This is a genomic window from Hyphomonas sp. (assembly GCF_022844445.1).
In the GTDB taxonomy this organism is placed as follows: Bacteria; Pseudomonadota; Alphaproteobacteria; order Caulobacterales; family Hyphomonadaceae; genus Hyphomonas.
On record NZ_JALHLS010000001.1, the window covers coordinates 94,441 to 110,355 of the forward strand.

At 63.1% G+C, this 15,915-nt stretch carries 15 protein-coding genes and 1 tRNA gene; 8 read left to right on the forward strand and 8 right to left on the reverse strand.

Annotated elements, in window-relative coordinates:
- Positions 1–143 precede the first annotated feature (143 nt).
- Positions 144–830 (reverse strand): vWA domain-containing protein, encoded by a 687-nt coding sequence (locus Q0C17_RS00475; protein ID WP_291199624.1) that lies wholly within the window; start codon positions 828–830, stop codon positions 144–146.
- A gap of 112 nt (positions 831–942) precedes the next feature.
- Entirely contained in the window at positions 943–1,833 is an 891-nt protein-coding gene (locus tag Q0C17_RS00480) for an acyl-CoA desaturase (RefSeq protein ID WP_291199627.1), read from the reverse strand.
- 228 nt (positions 1,834–2,061) lie between these two features.
- Here Q0C17_RS00480 and Q0C17_RS00485 point away from each other — a divergent pair, with 228 nt between their 5' ends.
- Entirely contained in the window at positions 2,062–3,261 is a 1,200-nt protein-coding gene (locus tag Q0C17_RS00485) for a hypothetical protein (RefSeq protein WP_291199630.1), read from the forward strand.
- Here Q0C17_RS00485 and Q0C17_RS00490 read toward each other — a convergent pair.
- Both Q0C17_RS00490 and epmA read right to left on the reverse strand, forming a co-directional pair.
- Entirely contained in the window at positions 3,243–4,283 is a 1,041-nt protein-coding gene (locus Q0C17_RS00490) for a lysine-2,3-aminomutase-like protein (RefSeq protein WP_291199633.1), read from the reverse strand. The genes Q0C17_RS00485 and Q0C17_RS00490 overlap by 19 nt on opposite strands.
- Positions 4,280–5,323 (reverse strand): EF-P lysine aminoacylase EpmA, encoded by a 1,044-nt coding sequence (gene epmA / locus Q0C17_RS00495; protein ID WP_291199636.1) that lies wholly within the window; start codon positions 5,321–5,323, stop codon positions 4,280–4,282. Before epmA ends, Q0C17_RS00490 begins: the two co-directional genes overlap by 4 nt.
- Before the next feature lie 112 nt (positions 5,324–5,435).
- On the opposite strand from epmA, the gene efp reads away from it, so the two are divergent.
- Entirely contained in the window at positions 5,436–6,008 is a 573-nt protein-coding gene (gene efp, locus Q0C17_RS00500; RefSeq protein ID WP_291199639.1) for an elongation factor P, read from the forward strand.
- Between the two features lie 254 nt (positions 6,009–6,262).
- Entirely contained in the window at positions 6,263–6,601 is a 339-nt protein-coding gene (locus Q0C17_RS00505) for a PilZ domain-containing protein (protein ID WP_291199642.1), read from the forward strand.
- A gap of 296 nt (positions 6,602–6,897) precedes the next feature.
- Here the strand turns inward: Q0C17_RS00505 and Q0C17_RS00510 are convergent, their stop codons facing one another.
- The 4 genes from Q0C17_RS00510 to Q0C17_RS00525 all read right to left on the reverse strand — a co-directional run bounded on the left by Q0C17_RS00510 (position 6,898) and on the right by Q0C17_RS00525 (position 9,712).
- Positions 6,898–7,371 (reverse strand): hypothetical protein, encoded by a 474-nt coding sequence (locus Q0C17_RS00510; protein ID WP_291199644.1) that lies wholly within the window; start codon positions 7,369–7,371, stop codon positions 6,898–6,900.
- A gap of 173 nt (positions 7,372–7,544) precedes the next feature.
- Positions 7,545–7,621: transfer RNA gene (locus tag Q0C17_RS00515), tRNA-Arg, on the reverse strand.
- A 70-nt stretch (positions 7,622–7,691) separates the two neighbouring features.
- Positions 7,692–8,720 carry a serine protease gene (locus tag Q0C17_RS00520; RefSeq protein WP_291199648.1) on the reverse strand — a complete coding sequence of 343 codons (1,029 nt, stop codon included), beginning with the start codon at positions 8,718–8,720 and terminating at the stop codon, positions 7,692–7,694.
- Positions 8,717–9,712 carry a P1 family peptidase gene (locus tag Q0C17_RS00525; RefSeq protein ID WP_291199651.1) on the reverse strand — a complete coding sequence of 332 codons (996 nt, stop codon included), beginning with the start codon at positions 9,710–9,712 and terminating at the stop codon, positions 8,717–8,719. Before Q0C17_RS00525 ends, Q0C17_RS00520 begins: the two co-directional genes overlap by 4 nt.
- 78 nt (positions 9,713–9,790) lie before the next feature.
- Here Q0C17_RS00525 and ggt point away from each other — a divergent pair, with 78 nt between their 5' ends.
- From ggt to Q0C17_RS00550, 5 genes are all read left to right on the forward strand, one after another.
- Positions 9,791–11,569 carry a gamma-glutamyltransferase gene (gene ggt / locus Q0C17_RS00530; RefSeq protein ID WP_291199654.1) on the forward strand — a complete coding sequence of 593 codons (1,779 nt, stop codon included), beginning with the start codon at positions 9,791–9,793 and terminating at the stop codon, positions 11,567–11,569.
- An 18-nt stretch (positions 11,570–11,587) separates the two neighbouring features.
- Entirely contained in the window at positions 11,588–12,175 is a 588-nt protein-coding gene (locus tag Q0C17_RS00535; RefSeq protein WP_291199657.1) for a thymidine kinase, read from the forward strand.
- 116 nt (positions 12,176–12,291) lie between these two features.
- A complete protein-coding gene (locus Q0C17_RS00540) occupies positions 12,292–12,846 on the forward strand; it encodes a rhodanese-like domain-containing protein (RefSeq protein WP_291199659.1) in 555 nt (184 codons plus the stop codon).
- An 82-nt stretch (positions 12,847–12,928) separates the two neighbouring features.
- On the forward strand, positions 12,929–13,750 hold the full coding sequence (locus Q0C17_RS00545) for a ferredoxin--NADP reductase (RefSeq protein ID WP_291199661.1): 822 nt from the start codon (positions 12,929–12,931) through the stop codon (positions 13,748–13,750).
- Positions 13,751–13,845: 95 nt separating this feature from the next.
- Positions 13,846–15,897 (forward strand): cation:proton antiporter, encoded by a 2,052-nt coding sequence (locus Q0C17_RS00550; RefSeq protein ID WP_291199664.1) that lies wholly within the window; start codon positions 13,846–13,848, stop codon positions 15,895–15,897.
- Positions 15,898–15,915: the final 18 nt, after the last annotated feature.

Here is a 15,915-nt window from a genome sequence, read left to right on the forward strand (position 1 = left end):
TATCGGTGTGAAGGAAAGCTGCGCCCCGATTGAGGCGCGTCTGTGACGCGATTCCGCCGAAGCAAAGGAAAAGGGCCGCCTTTTGAGAGGCGGCCCTTCCCTCAACTGAACAACCGTTCAGACTTCACCCGTCAGGGGACGGATCAACTGCCTTTACGGCGTTTGACCTCTTTTTCGCCGGCTTCCGCGCGGTCTTCATCATTGAAGTCCACGGACGCAGCTTCCGCCGCATAGTAAGCCCGGTTCTTGGCCGCGAGCTTGCGCATCGAACCTTCGAACATGCCGGGCGCCATCGCCATCGACTTCGATCCGGCCACACCGACGGCATCAGCGTCGGAGAACTTCGCGAAGTCAGCGCCAAGGAAGACAACTTCCCAGCCGCGCGCCCGCGCCCGGTCAAGCGCCGCTTTCGCGCCGTCCCGCGTGACTTCCCGCGACGAGTTCTCGGCGCCGTCCGTCATGACGACGATCACGGCGCGGGCAGGATTGTCAGCCTCGGCGAGCGCGACCGTCCGCGCAAGAGCGTCGAACAAGGGCGTCATGCCACGCGGCGTGGCATCGGCATTCGTCACCTTTTGCCAGTCTGCCAGCAGGACGCCTTTGCGGATGACGTCGAACTGCAGACCATCGTGATGGTCGAACACGGCAAGGGTGATCATCTCGCCGGCGTCCGGCCGGGCGCCGGCTTCCGGTTTGGCCAGAGCCTCGACATAGGCGTTCACCGATCCCAGCGCTTCTTCCCAGATGCCGCCCATGGATCCTGTTCGGTCAAGGAGGACATAGGAGTGCGATGGGCCAGCGGGAGCGGCCGGTTTTTGTGCGTCTGTCATGGGGTAGTCCTCCGTGATGCGCCCCCACGCCCCGGACAGCCCAAATGGGAAAGCGCCCTCCCGGTTAAAGAGGACGCTTCACAAAATTGTGTGCTGCAGGTGCGAAGGCGCGCTAGGCGAACTGGGGCGCGATCTTCAGGTTTTTCACCCAACCGACCTTCTCGAGGAAGAGAAGAACCGTGCCGTTATAGTCGACAATCCGGTTCCAGACTCCTTTGCGCGGACGGTGCAGGGCGCTTTGCGGCTGGTCATGATGGTGGTCGTGGAAGGCTTCGCCGCCGGTGAGCAGCGCCATCATGTGATCCGCCCAGACGGGCGTTTTCAGGTGGCCGAGCACGTTGATGCCGTAGACCGTGGCATGGAACTGGATCGCGCGGCCGATGATGACGCTGGCATGCAGCAGCGCGGTGAGCACAAGGGAGCCACCGCAGGCCCAGACAATCAGGTAGATGATCGCGGGCACCACGAAATGGATGACGATGCTGAACTGGATGTAGAGTTCGTCCATCCAGACGATGATCGGATGTTTCTTGAGCCAGAGCGGCCAGGGACGTTCGACGTCTTTCTGGTCGCGCCAGAGGATCCAGCCCACCCAGGCCCAACGCTTGGATTCGAAGGGATTGTGAGGGTCGCCCGGCTGGTCGGCAAAACGGTGGTGCTGCGAGTGATAGTTCACCCAGTCGCGCACCCTCCCCTGCATCGCGAAGAACAGGTTGAGCATGGCGACAACCTGCGCAGGCGGGGCCAGCTCGCCGGCGCGGTGCTGCAGGATGCGGTGTAGCGGGCCGATGCCCATGTTGCACCAGAAGACCGAGAAGGCGATGACGCCGACGGCGAGCGGCACGTACCACCAGTGGAAGGTGAGCTGGCTGACGAATATCCCGAGCAGTACCATGGTGACGAAGAGGGAGATGCCCAGGAACGGGTAGAAGAAGGCGGAAAAGAAGCTCGGGATGTCGAAAGTTTTCCAGTTCTTCGGAATCGCGAGCGAGCGCGGTGTCATTTCAGGTCTTTCCTTTTGCCCCCGCCAAGCGTGTCCAGCGGCTCCCCATTGCGGATAAGTCTCACTCTCCGCGCGTTAACACCTAATTAATGCCTGCGACGGCGCGGTCAAAGGCGAAATAGCGCCCGGAGGGCCAATCTCCTGCAACTGTAATGTATGCAAGACGCAGGGACGGTGACGGGCCGAAGGCGGGCGGCTATGGAATCGGGACGAGGAGCCGGGAGCCATATGACCGACGAACGACACCTGAAGGAAATTCGGCAGGTCGCCGAACTCCTGCGGCTGTCTGAGGACGTAAGTCAGGACACCTCGGACATCCGCACCGCCTGTCCGTTGCACACCGATTGCGTTCCTTCAGACAACACGCTCAGCCTGAACCTGCTCCAAGGCACATGGCAATGCAGAGAATCTGGCGAACGAGGCTTCCTGAAGGACCTCATCCCGCGCCTAGATTCCGGAAGAACTCACCTGCCCGCAGTGATCGACACATCTGACGTTTCGAACGTGCCGGTTATTCTGGATGCTGAATACTCTGAGGTAACCAGAGCGATCAATCCGGTCCTGAAGACACCGCCAAGCGTCTTGCCACTTCGTCTGGACCAGAAACTGCCCGAACCGGAAGAGATAAAGGCCGAGCGCGAAATCCGGCTCGCCGCAGTGCGCGCCGAGCGGGCCGCGCGTCGCAAGGGTCAGGGCGAGAAAACCATCATCGTCCTTCTCTCGCTCGTTTTTGTCATCGCCGGCCTGATGGCCGCAGGGCTATCCGGCTTTGCCAACTATCAGGCCTTTGCCTCGACGGTCACCGATCCGCTGGAATCCATGATCTGGGGCGCTGCAGGGATTATCGCCGCCATCGTATCCTTCGGCGGCTTCACCTTCGTCTACTGGCACGCGGCCAACAAGCGGCTGTGGGAAAGCCTGCGCTCGCTGGTGTTCGCCCTGATCGGCGCGGGCGCCTCGATCCTCGGCACCGAAATCTATATCAGCTCCAACAATCTCACCGCCGCAGCTGAAGTGACCAGCGCCGCAACCAACCGCGACGTGCTGGAATCGCAGCTTGCTGACTGGCGCCGCCAGCTGGACGGCATTCCGCCGGAGACACGATCCGTGGACGGACTGGAATCCTACCTTGCGGAGGTCGAACGCGTCGGGCGGACGGAGCAGAAGCCCTACCGCGATGCGCAGAACGAACTCGGACTCGCCAAACGCCGGGACGACCTGATCGCCAAGATCGAAGCGGCGAATGCGGAGCTGCTGGGACAAGGCTCGGGCAACATCCTGCTGCAGGCCGAGCAGCGCGCGTCCTTGCCAAGCTGGCTGTTTGCCGTGCTGCTGGAGCTTTTCTCAAGCCAGGCCACGTCCATCGGACTCGTGGCACTACTGATCCTCACCGGCCGCCGGGCGTCAGCTCAATCCGCAAACGGATAAACACCGCCGTCCCGGCCACGCACGGCCCAAGCATCATCGCGGCGTTCGATGTCCGGCAGGGCAAGTGACGCTTTTGATACCCCGCCGGGAATGTCGAGCACATAGTGCGGCACGGCGAGACCCGAAAGATTGTCGCGGAGCGCGCGCACAAGGCGCTGTCCTTCCTCGACCGGCACGCGGAAATGCGCGGTGCCGGGGGCGGCGTCAAGCTGATGCAAATAATAGGGTTTGATGCCGACTGAAAGGAATGCCTGCATCAAATCGGATAGGTCTGCGACCGTGTCGTTCACACCGCGTAGCAGAACAGATTGCGAGACAAGCGCGGCACCCTTCTCCGCCAGCAGACGGCAGGCGGCGATGGCGTCAGCCGTGAACTCGCTGGCATGGTTGGCATGCACGGCGAGAAATATCGCTTTCTTGCGGCTGGAAAGTGCCTCGGCATAAGCAGGCGTAATCCGGTCTGGCCGCGTGACCGGCATACGCGTATGCCAGCGGATGACCTTCACATGCGCAATGCCTTCGAGGCGCAGGGTAATCTCCCGTGCCCTCGCAGCCGATAGCATCAGAGGGTCGCCGCCGGTCAGAATTACCTCGAAGATTTCGGGGTGCACGGTGACGTAGTCGAAGATGGCTTCAAGGTCCGCTTTGGTCAGCGCCTCGCCCTTCTCCGGGCCGACCATCTCGCGCCGGAAACAGAAACGGCAATAGACCGGACAGGTCGACGTCACCTTGATCAGTACACGGTCGGGGTATCTGTGCACGAGCCCAGGCATCGGTGAGTGTCGCGCGTCGCCGATCGGATCGCCGGATTCACCTGCACGGATGTCCAGCTCTTCCGGCGCCGGAACAAACTGCCGGCGGATCGCGTCGCCCGGATCGGCCGGATTGATCGCCCGCGCCAAAGGTTCTGGCAGCGCGATTGCGTAGGCCGCCTCGACCGCCGCGAGCTTTAGCGCGAGGGTGTCGGAGACGAGCCCGGCCGCTTTGAGTGCGGCGACAGAGCGAAGGGTATCAACAGTCATGACCGCCCCTTTAGCGCAGGCGGTGTCCAGAGCACATCGGAAATCTCCCGCGCACCGGTCGCCAGCATGACCAGGCGGTCAAACCCCAGCGCAACGCCGCTCGCCTCCGGCATCGCTTCTACAGCCGCAATGAACTCCTCATCCAGAGGATAGCGCTCACCATAGACGCTCTGTTTAAGCGCCATTTCGGCTTCCTGGCGGGCGCGCAAGAGCGCTGCATCGGTCAATTCCCGGTAGCCGTTCGCAAGCTCCACGCCGCAGGCATACAGCTCGAAGCGTTCGGCAAAGCGCGGGTCGTCCGGGATCGGACGGGACAGCGCTGCTTCGCTGACCGGATAGCGATGCAGGAAGGTCAGCCGACCGTGGCCGAGCTTCGGCTCGATCAGGGTGACCAGCACCGCGGAAAACACGTCCGTCCAGCTGGCGCCGGACGGCGTCTCGATACCGGCCTTGCGCGCTGCGGCAGCGAGGCCGGCAGCGTCTGTCAGCACTGGTTCAAGTTCAATCCCGGCATGAACGGCAAAGGCGTCCTCCAGCGTCAGGTACTCCGGTTCGGCAAACGGGTCGCACGACTGGCCCCTCCAGACGAGAGCCCGCGTCGATGCCGCCTGAGCTGCGATCTGGGCAAGCCGCTCGGCATCCGCCATCACGGCGCCGATATCCTGCGCGGCCCGGTACCATTCCAGCATCGTGAATTCCGGGGCATGGCGGCTGCCGGTCTCGCGGTTGCGGAAGGCGCGGGCGAACTCAAAGATCCGCGTTTCCCCTGCTGCCAGCAGCTTTTTCATCGCGAACTCGGGCGATGTATGCAGATAAAGCGGCGTCAGGGCGCCGTTTTCAGCCATGAAAGCAGTCGAAAAGGCATGCAGATGGGCCTCATTTCCCGGTGAGTGCTGCAGCTGGCCGCATTCGGTCTCGGTGAAGCCATCGCTCTCGAACCAGGTCCGGATCTGCGCCTTGATCGCGCCGCGCGCTGTAAGGTAGCCGCGTTTGCGGGCGTGGGCCTCAGGTGACCACCAAGACGGGGTTTCGGGGGGCATTCGGCTCCGGCTGCGCGGGATCAAAGCGGGCCAAAGCCGCATCTGCGGCTGGCCAAACGGCGCCGAGGCGGTATATAGCGGCGCTTTCGACCTCGCAACTCAGGAACGCCCCATGGCCGTTGAAATCGCTGCGGACATCCGCAAAGGCAACATCATCGAATACACCGACGGCCAGCTCTATGTGGTCCTCAAAGCGGAATCCTTCCGTCCGGGCAAAGGCACGCCCACCACCACCATCGACATGCGCCGCATTTCGGATGGCATCAAAATCTCGAATACGTACAAGACGTCCGACAAGGTCGAGCGCGCCTATGTAGAGGAAGTCGACCATTCCTACCTCTACATGGAAGGCGAGAACTACGTCTTCATGAACACGGCCAACTACGAGCAAGTCATCGTTCCGGCGGCAATGTTGGGCGACAGTGCCCATTACCTGCAGGAAAACATGACGGTCATCCTGCAGATGTTCAACGGTGAAGCCGTTTCGCTCACCCTGCCCCAGCGCATCACCGCCGAAATCGTGGAAACCGAACCGGTCGTCAAAGGCCAGACGGCGTCCGGCTCCTATAAGCCCGCCAAGCTCGACAACGGCGCCCGCATTATGGTGCCGGCCCACATCGGCGTGGGCACGCGTGTGGTCGTCAACACCGAAGACGGCAGCTATCTCGAGCGCGCCAAGGACTGATCCGGACTTTTGCGGTCCCCGGGAACCATTCACTGGCCTGCTGCATAGACGCCGCGAAGCCAATGAGCTTCTCCATCTGACATCAACTCACCGAGCCAGCGCTTTTCAGAGCGCTGGCTCATTTTTCTGTTCGGTGCGGAAGCAGATAGTTTTTGTTAACCTCACTGCACCAATCTGAACATTCCGAAGCTAGCGGGCGTGTCCCGCCCGCCGGCTTTTCAAACGAACTGATTGACGCACCGGGAGCTGACCGGATGACCGATCCAGGATCAGAAGCGCCGCGAAAGTACCCGCGCCAGCGCACGCTGAAAGGCGCCCGGATACAGTTCGATGGACTGAAAACCTATGACGTCACCGTGCGCGACATGTCGGAAGGCGGTGTGAAGCTGAAACTGGGGTCACCTTTTGCAGCACCGCACACCTTCCTGCTGATCATCCTCAATCCGAATACCGGCATTTCCCAAAAGCGAGCGTGCGAGCTGCGCTGGCAGCGCGGCGATCAGATTGGCGCGCAGTTCGTGGATCATGAACCTGCGGCGCCTGTGACAAAACTTGCCGCGGCCGGCCTGCGCCGAGCCGCCGCGCCTGACTGACCAGAGCTGCGCTAGCGCCGCTGCACTGAACCCGGCCCGGTATCCAGTAGAGACATAGACTCTTGAAAGTGGTTGTCGTCGCAGCAAAAGCTGGTGGCGCGAGACGTGAACATCACTCATCATAGAAGACGATGAAGCCCTGATCGAAAACATCCAGCTTGGCTGGCCGGATGGCGGAGATCGAGTTGATCCATACACAAACTTTTCCAGTTTCAGATCAGTGCTCTTCTCGGGGGGGCTCTCATCTTCTGACGGTATCATCCCGGCCGGGCAATGCCAGATGGTGAGACTGGCACTCAGGCGCTCGCCGCAGCCTTGTCGTAAGTATCCGGGCCGATCGCCTTGCGCACCACGTCCAGCGCGGCGGCCACTGCTTCGGCGGTCAGACCCAGCATCGAAGCGGTCTCACTGACCGGCAGGCCCGCGCCGAGATGCAGCGCGGCAATCTCGCGGGTCTCTAGCTGCAATTGCAACAGAGGTGCCAGAGCCTGGTCGAGGTCTGATCCACGCCGTGCCCGCGCACCCGTCGTACGCAGCAGCCGGCGCACCGCAGCGATCAGAAAGGCATACGAGCCGTCGGCCTCTTGAGGGTCCGGATCGGTTGAGAGGTAAAGGATCAGTGCGTCCTCGACGATCTCGTCGGCTTCGACGCGGTTGCCGATTACAAGACAGGTGAAGGCCCGCACCTTCTTAAGGATTTTTTCAATACCCATCACGGTCTGCAGCTCTATCGAAGAGTGATCGGCGGGCTGGCCAAATGCAGGCGTCAAATCGTCCTCCTCTTTACAGTTGGTCACAAGAGGCACCTCTGCCCGCAGCATCCCAGGAGCGCGTTTCAGAAGGGGCTAAAACCTTCAACTGATCTCAGTCATCCACCGCACGAGACGAATACTCTGGCTGAGTCGCCAGCGGCACACAATGCCGAGCCGGAGAATTCAGCAAATGGCGCACCCGAAGAGATTCGAACTCCTGACCCCCAGATTCGTAGTCTGGTGCTCTATCCAGCTGAGCTACGGGTGCTTGGCCACTGCAAGGAGCGGACACATACAGGCGTGCCTCCCGCCTTGCAAGCCTCAAAAACCCATGTGCTTCAGCCGGGGTTGCTGGCCGTCTCAGGGGCCGTTTCCGGGGTGGATTCGACCGACAATGCGGCAGGTAGATCGGCGGGTGAGGCCTCTTCCAAGGCACTGGCACCCACCGGTGGGAGTGAGGGCGGCGGATCGATGACACCGCCAATCCAGTCCGCATAGGCCGAAACGCGCATGTAGACTCCGGGATTTTCGGCCCGGCCGCAGCCAAGCCCCCAGCTGACCACCCCGACCAGCACCGGCCCCGCCGGCGTGCGGAGCGCCAGCGGTCCGCCGCTGTCGCCCTGACAGGCATCCGATCCGCCGGTCCCAGCGCAGATCTGGGTGGCGGCGTCGACGGTCACGCCGGAATAGATAGCGTCCACAAGCCCTTCGCGCTCGAGGCCGGCGCCAATCCGCTCTGCACACACCTCTGGCGGCAGCGGCGGCACGTAACCTTCCTGAAGGATCAGCGAGCCGGCCTCGACCTGCCGGCCGGTGCGCGTCACGCCGTCCTGCCCCTGTGCGCCCTCGCCTTTCTGACCGTAACCTGCTGCCCAAACATCGGCGTAGGGATCGTAGATGCCCCGCGCCGAACCGCTGAGCCCTGCGGCCGGCATCGGCGCCGCAGCAGAGGATCCTGCTAGGCGCAGCAGCGCCAGATCATGGCCACGCTCCGGCGCGCCCGGTTGGTAATTCGGGTGCAGGATAACGTCGGCGACCGGAAACACGCTCCCCGGCGGGATTGTCCGCAGGTCGCCAAGCCCGATGGCCACCGCGACCGCGCCCCGCCGCGTCTCGCCCGCGTATTGCGCGGCGCGGCCTGAGGCTTCGATCCGCATGTCCTCGGCGCAGTGCCCCGCCGTCAACACCCATTCCGGAGCGATCAGTATGCCGCCGCATTCATGGAACACGTCTTTCCCGGATATTGTCTGGATCGATGCCATTCCCGGCCACTTCGCGGGATCGGCGTCGCGCCCCGCCACCATACAGCTGGCAAGCAGGCAGGCGCTGGCCATAGCGGCGAGCGATAGCTGCAGCTGGCGGTTCATGCTGGTTGTTCCTGACGTTCGGCTTCGTAGACTCCGCGCGCAATTGCCCGCGCGAGTGTGGAGGCAGCAAGCTCACCGATCCGCGCAATCAATTGCGGGCGCGCACCCTCGATCTGACAGCGCTCAGTGGACATAACGAACACAACGTCACCATCCGTCGGTGCAAACACCGGCCGGATCGCCCGCGCCATGCCCGCCAGCGCCATCTGCGCGACGCGCTCGGCTTCGTCCCGCGTCAGGGCAACATCCGTCGCGATACAGGCGATGGTCGTGTTCTCTCGCGGTGCCGGATTGGCCTTGGCCGCGCCCCAATCCTCCGCATCGAAGGCTTGCGTCACATCCGGCCGCGCCCCGCCGAACTCGCCGCCGATCTCGTAAGGCCAGGCCCAGAAGGCGGCGCTGTTTGGCACCCGGACCGATCCGAAACTGTTGACCGCCGCCAGCGCGCCGACCGTCAGGCCATCGGCTGTCACAATACTGGCCGATCCTGTCCCGCCGGGCGACTGTCCCGCGCGGGCTCCAGCTCCCGCCCCTGCCCGTCCAAGACGGAAACTGTCGCCCGCCGCATCAAACGCCCTGCGCCCCATCGCGGCGTAGGGGGCGACCTCGCCCCAGTCCTTGTCGCCGCCGTTGGCGAGATCATATAGGATTGCCGCCGGCACGATCGGCGTCGGCGGCACTCCTGGCCGCGCCACAAGCGCAAAACCTCGCCCGGCTGCTTTCAGACCCGACATCACGCCGTCTGCGGCTGCAAGGCCGAACGCGCTGCCGCCCGACAGGCAGATCGCATCTGCGCCGCCGACCAGCCGCCCGCCCCTCAGCACATCCGTCTCCCGCGTGCCTGGACCTCCCCCCACAACAGCCACCGCGCCAACGGCAAAGCTCTCCGGCAGGATTACGGTTACGCCGCTGCGCACGCGCGCGTCTTCGGCTTGCCCGACCCGGATGCCCGGAACGTCAGTAATGAGGTTGCGCGATCCCGGCATTGCCATGTTAAGAGCCTTGTCAGCTGATTTGTCTGTCCCGGTCTTAAGGGCCTGCGGGCGCCCCGCCAAGCAAAGGGTTTTTTCATGCGCCATCTCACCAGCCTTGCGCTCGTTCTCCTCCTGGCTGCCTGCGCACCCCAGCCGGCAGCGACAAGTGCTTCAACCATCGACGCTCAGGCCAGCGTACCTGAGTCCCTCGGCGACCTCTCCTGGACAAAGGGCGGCATGGTCGCTGCCGCCAACCCCTACGCCGTGGAAGCCGGCCTCGAAGTGCTGCGCAATGGCGGCAATGCCATCGACGCGGCCATCGCCGTGCATGCGGTGCTCGGCCTGGTCGAGCCGGAAAGCTCCGGCATCGGGGGCGGCGCCTTCCTGGTCTATTACGACCGCGGCGCGGACAGGATCACCGTCTTCGACGGTCGTGAAACCGCGCCGGCTGCCGCCACCGCCGACTTGTTCGCAAAAGACGGCAAGACGATGGATTTCATCACCGCCTGGCAGTCCGGCCGCTCGGTCGGTGTGCCGGGGCAGATTGCGCTGTACAAGGCCGCCCATGAAGCGGGCGGACAGGCGGACTGGGCCTCGTTGTTCGATCCGGCGATCCGCCTTGCTGAGGACGGCTTCAAGGTCTCGCCGAAACTCGCCGAAATCCTCGCGTCCGAGCGCCTTCGCGCCGCGATCCGGCTCGATGATAACCCGGTCACCGCCGCCTATTTCTATCCGGACGGCAAGCCTCTCGCCGCCGGCTTCGTGCGCACCAACCCAGCTTATGCCGCCACGCTCGCCGCAATCGCGGAAGAAGGCCCATCTGCCTTCTACACCGGCAGCATCGCCGCCGAAATCGTTGCCGCCACCAATGACGGCCCGGATGGCGGCAGCATGACGCTCGATGACCTGCAGAATTACAAGGTTGCCGTACGCGAGCCGGTCTGCGGCGAACTTCAGAGTGGCTACAAGATCTGCTCTGCCCCACCGCCCAGCTCTGGCGGCATCGCGCAGAACCTGATCATGGGCCTCTACGACTACCTGAAGCCGGCAGATACACCGGAGACGGATGAAAGCCTCTATCTCAAGGCATTCGTCGATGCCCAGCGCCTCGCCTATGCTGACCGTGACCACTATGTCGCCGACGCCGATTTCGTCACCGTGCCGACCGCCGAACTGATCGATCCCGCCTACATCAGGGCACGCGCGAAAGAGGTGTTTGCGCCGGACGCGAAATCCTATCCGGGTGACCCGGGCATCGTACTTGGCAAGGAACCGATGCGCCAAATGTGGGGCGAGGACACGACCACGCCCGGCGCCGGCACGACGCACATCTCAATCATTGACCTTGATGGCAATGCCGTCGCGATGACCGCAACCGTCGAAGCCGCGTTCGGCTCCTCCCGCATGGCCGGGGGCTTCCTTCTCAACAACGAACTCACCGACTTCGCCCTGACGCCCACCAAGGGTGGCAAGCCCGTCGCCAACGCGCCAGCAGCCGGCAAACGTCCACGTTCGTCGATGTCTCCAACCCTCGTGTTTGACAAGGGCGGCGACCTGTTCATGGTCACCGGCTCGCCGGGCGGCAACTCGATCATCGCTTATGTCTCGAAAACGCTCGTTGGCGTGCTCGAATGGGGAAAGACGGCGCAGGAAGCCGCCGCGTTGCCGAATGTCATCGCCCGCGGTGACAAGGTCGCTGTTGAAGTGGACGTCGAGGGTGGCCCCGAGGCCGCTCAGGCGCTGCGCGACATGGGCTATACGGTCGAGGAACGCACCGGCGAGAATTCGGGCCTCCATCTGATCGTCGTGCGCGATAAGGGCCTCGAAGGCGGAGCCGATCCCCGCCGCGAGGGTGTTGCGCTGCCGATCCGCTGATAGGCCGCAGACGCCGCCATGGCCAAGCTCTACTTCTCCTACGCGGCAATGAACGCCGGCAAGTCGACGATCCTGCTGCAGGCGGCGTACAACTACCGCGAACGAGGCATGGACGTGCTGTTGCTCACCTCCGCGCTCTACCGCGATGCCGATGACGGACACATCAGCTCGCGCATCGGCATCTCGGCCGAGGCCACGCTGTATACGCAGGATACGGATCTTTTCACCCTGATCCAGGAACGCATGGGCGAAGGCCGGCTCGATGCCATCTTCGTGGACGAGGCACAGTTCCTGACTCGCGAGCAAGTCTGGCAGCTCGCCCGCGTGGCGGACCACCTCGGCATGCCGGTGCTCGCCTACGGCCTGCGCACGGACTTCCGGGGCGAACTCTTCGAAGGATCTGCCGCGCTGCTCGCCGTCGCGGACTCCTTGCGCGAGGTGCGCACCATCTGCGAGTGCGGCCGCAAGGCCACTATGGTCATTCGTCAGGGTCCGGATGGGCGCGCGCTTACCGAGGGCGACCAGATCTCGATCGAAAAGACAACTTACGTCTCCCTTTGCCGGCGCCACTGGGAGGAACGAATGGGGCGCTTCCCGAAAACCTGACCCGGCAGAGCGTCACAAACTGGCACAGAATTCGCAGCAACGCCCTCAAGCGTGCACAATCTGGCCACGGAGTCCGGTGACTCTGGGGACCTGAAGGCCGCTCGAGGAGACCGGCCATGAACCATGAGCCCATGAAGACGAACCTGCCTTTTGTCGCCGCCCTGGCCCTCGCCGGCCTCGCCGCCATCATCATCTTCGCCCTGACGGCGCCCGCCGCCGAGGCCGACGAAAAGCCCGCCCAGGTCGATTATCCGGGCTTCCTGCAGCTGGGCGGTGACATTGCCGCCTACCGCGAAACGCGCCTGATCGACCTTGAGACCTTCAACGCCATGAAGGCCGATCCGGACACCATCATCATCGATGCCCGCAGCGCCGGTAACTATGGCCTCGGCCATATCTCGGGCGCCGTGAACCTTAACTTCTCGGATTTCTCAGCGGGCATGCTGTCCGAAGTTATCGGCTCCAAACAGCGCCGCATCCTGATCTACTGCAACAACAACTTCACCGATAATGTCGCCCCGGTGATGCTGAAATCCGCCCCGCTCGCCCTAAACGTGCCGACCTTCATCAACCTCTATGGATATGGCTACGAGAACATCTACGAACTCTCGGGTGAATACAGCATCGAGGATCCGGAAATCGGCTGGGTGAGCCGTCCGACCTATCAGTAAAACTAAAACTATCATCTGACGCATTGCTTTTGGCGCGCGCCCGGCTCAATTGAGGCCGAGACATCTCCCAGGAGGGCTGAGGATGAGCGCTGAAGCGCCCGCCGGCCAGACGGCCGCAGTGAAAGTGAACCCGAACGGGCCGACCGAGGAAACCGTCCTCGCCGTCGAACACTACACCGACCGCCTCTTCCGCTTCCGCCTGACCCGGCCGCAGAGCTTCCGCTTCCGCTCCGGTGAATTCGTGATGATCGGCCTGCCCAAGGAAGACGGCAAACCGCTCCTTCGCGCCTATTCCGTTGCCTCCCCGTCCTGGGACGAGGAACTCGAATTCTACTCGATCAAGGTGCCGGACGGCCCGCTGACTTCGCGCCTGCAATCCATCAAGGTGGGCGACAAGGTCCTCCTCGGCCGCAAGCCGACCGGGACGCTGGTGCTCGACGCACTGACTCCCGGCAAGCGCCTCTACATGTTCTCCACCGGCACCGGCTTTGCCCCCTTCGCCAGCCTCGTGCGCGACCCCGACACCTATGAGCGCTACGAGCAGGTGATCGTCACGCACACCTGCCGCGATGTCGCCGAACTGACCTATTCGCGCAACCTGATCGACAGCCTGAAGGACGATCCGCTCGTCGGCGAACTCGTAGGCGGCAAGCTCGCGCTCTACACGACGACGACACGCGAGCCCTATCCTAACATGGGCCGCATCACCACGCTGATCGAGAATGGAAAGCTGTTCACCGATCTTGGCGTACCGCCACTTGATCCGTCTACGGACAGAGCGATGATGTGCGGATCGATGGAAATGATTCAGGATACCAAAGCTCTTATGATCAAGGCGGGCCTGACCGAAGGCTCAAACGCCGCACCGGCCGAGTTCGTCATCGAGAAAGCCTTCGCCGGCTGAGTCGTCCGCGCCAGCCGCCTTACAAATTGTAGACTTCCCCCGCCGTGCTGCACACGACAGTGTGGCGCCGAAACACGGCAGAGAAGGAGACCGGCATGGAAAACACTCTGCCGATCACAGACCCGGTCCTGATCTTCGCCATCGTGTCAGGCTTGATCCTGCTTGCGCCCATTGTGCTCGGTCGCTGGCGTCTTCCGGGCATGATCGGCCTGCTGATCGCCGGCGCCGTGCTTGGCCCGAACGGGTTCGGCGTCCTTGCCCGCGACATGTCCTTCGTACTCTTCGGCACGGTCGGTCTACTCTACATCATGTTCACGGCCGCGCTCGAGGTCGACATGGCCGTGTTGAAGCGCTCGCGCACCAGCACACTGATCTTCGGTCTCCTGACCTTCGCTGTGCCCATGACCCTCGGCATCCTGGTTGCACGCCTGATCCTCGGCTTCAACTGGCCGGCCTCTCTCTTGCTCGCCAGTACCTTTGCATCCCACACGTTGCTGACCTACCCGATAGCCAGCCGCCTTGGCCTCGTCCGAAATCCTGCGGTAACCACCGCCGTTGGCGGCACCATCATCACCGACACGCTCGCCCTCCTCGTGCTTGCCGTCATCGCCGGCATGGTGCGCGGCGAAGCGGGCGGTGCCTTCTGGGTCCAGCTGATTATCGGCTTGACGATTTACACCGCCGCCATCCTCTTCGTTCTGCCGCGCGTCGCTCGCTGGTTCTTCCGCTATGTCGCCCGCGACGGCGTAGCTGAGTTTGTCTTTGTGCTTGCGGTGGTCTTCGCCATCTCGGCTGCCGCGCACAGTGCGGGCTCGGAACCCATTGTAGGTGCCTTCCTTGCCGGTCTCGCTCTCAACCGGCTGATCCCGCACAACGGCGTGCTCATGAACCGGATCCAGTTTACCGGCGAGGCGATCTTCGTCCCGTTCTTCCTTCTCTCGGTCGGCATGCTGCTGGACGTGCGTATCTTCCTTGGCGGCTTCGAGGCCTGGCTCGTCGCGGGCAGCATGGTCGTCACTGTCGTCACAGGCAAATTCCTCGCTGCATGGCTCACCGGGCGCGTGCTGGGTTACAATCGCGACGAATACATGCTGATTTTTGGCCTCAGCGTCCCTCAGGCAGCAGCCACCCTCGCCGCGACGATCGTCGGCTTCGAGATTGGCCTGTTCGACGAATTCGTCGTCAACGGCGCGATCATGATGATCTTCGTGTCCTGCATCCTCGCGCCCATCGTGGTGCAGCGCCATGGTCGGGAAGTGGCGCTCGCCGAAGCGATTGCGCCGACCGAAGTCGATCTCCTGCCGCCCAAGCGCATCCTCGTCGGCGCCTCCAATCCCGCCGTCAGCCAGCGCCTTGCTGAACTCGCCATCCTGCTGCGCGATCCCCGTAGCACTGAGGCCGTTCACCTCCTGCGCATCCTGCCGGACGGAAGTGTCAGCTCCTCTGCCGAATCCGCCGCGCAAGACTCACTCGCCTCCGTAGCTTCGCTACTGTCTGCAGCGGAAATCAAGACCGAGTCCCGCGTCCGGCCTGCCCTCAGCGTCGGCACAGGATTGCTCGCCGCGCGCCAGGAAATCGAGGCGACCGATCTCCTGATCGGCTGGCCGGAAAGCGGCGGCACCAACCAGCTGCTTCTCGGTTCGCTGATCCAGCAATTGCTGCGCGACCGGTATTTCAGCCTCCTTGTCGGACGCCTCCCAGGCTCTCTGCACGCGACCAAGCGTATTGTTCTGGCACTGCCGACGCACGCCGCACACGAAGATGGATTCCTGGAAGCCATACGCCACCTCCGGCACCTTGCAGGCCAGCTTGCCGCACCGATCCATGTGCTGACAGAACGGCGCGCCTCAGCCACGTTCCAAGTCTACTTTCGGGATTTCGAGCTTTCCGAGAACGTGAAGTTCCACACGATCGAAAGCTGGGCCAAGCTCCCGCGCGGCCTCGCCAAGGGTAAGCAGCCCGACGATCTGGTCATCATCTACGGCATCCGCCGGGGCGGCCTGTCCTGGTCGCCGGGAGATGACGCACTACCCGGCAAGGTCGCCGCAGCACTGCCCAGCACCAATCTCCTGTTCTACTTCCCCGCCGAACTTGCTCCCTCCGGCGAAGAAGGCCCGACCAACTTCGTGGAAGATCTGATCGTCTGACGACGGATTACAAGAAAG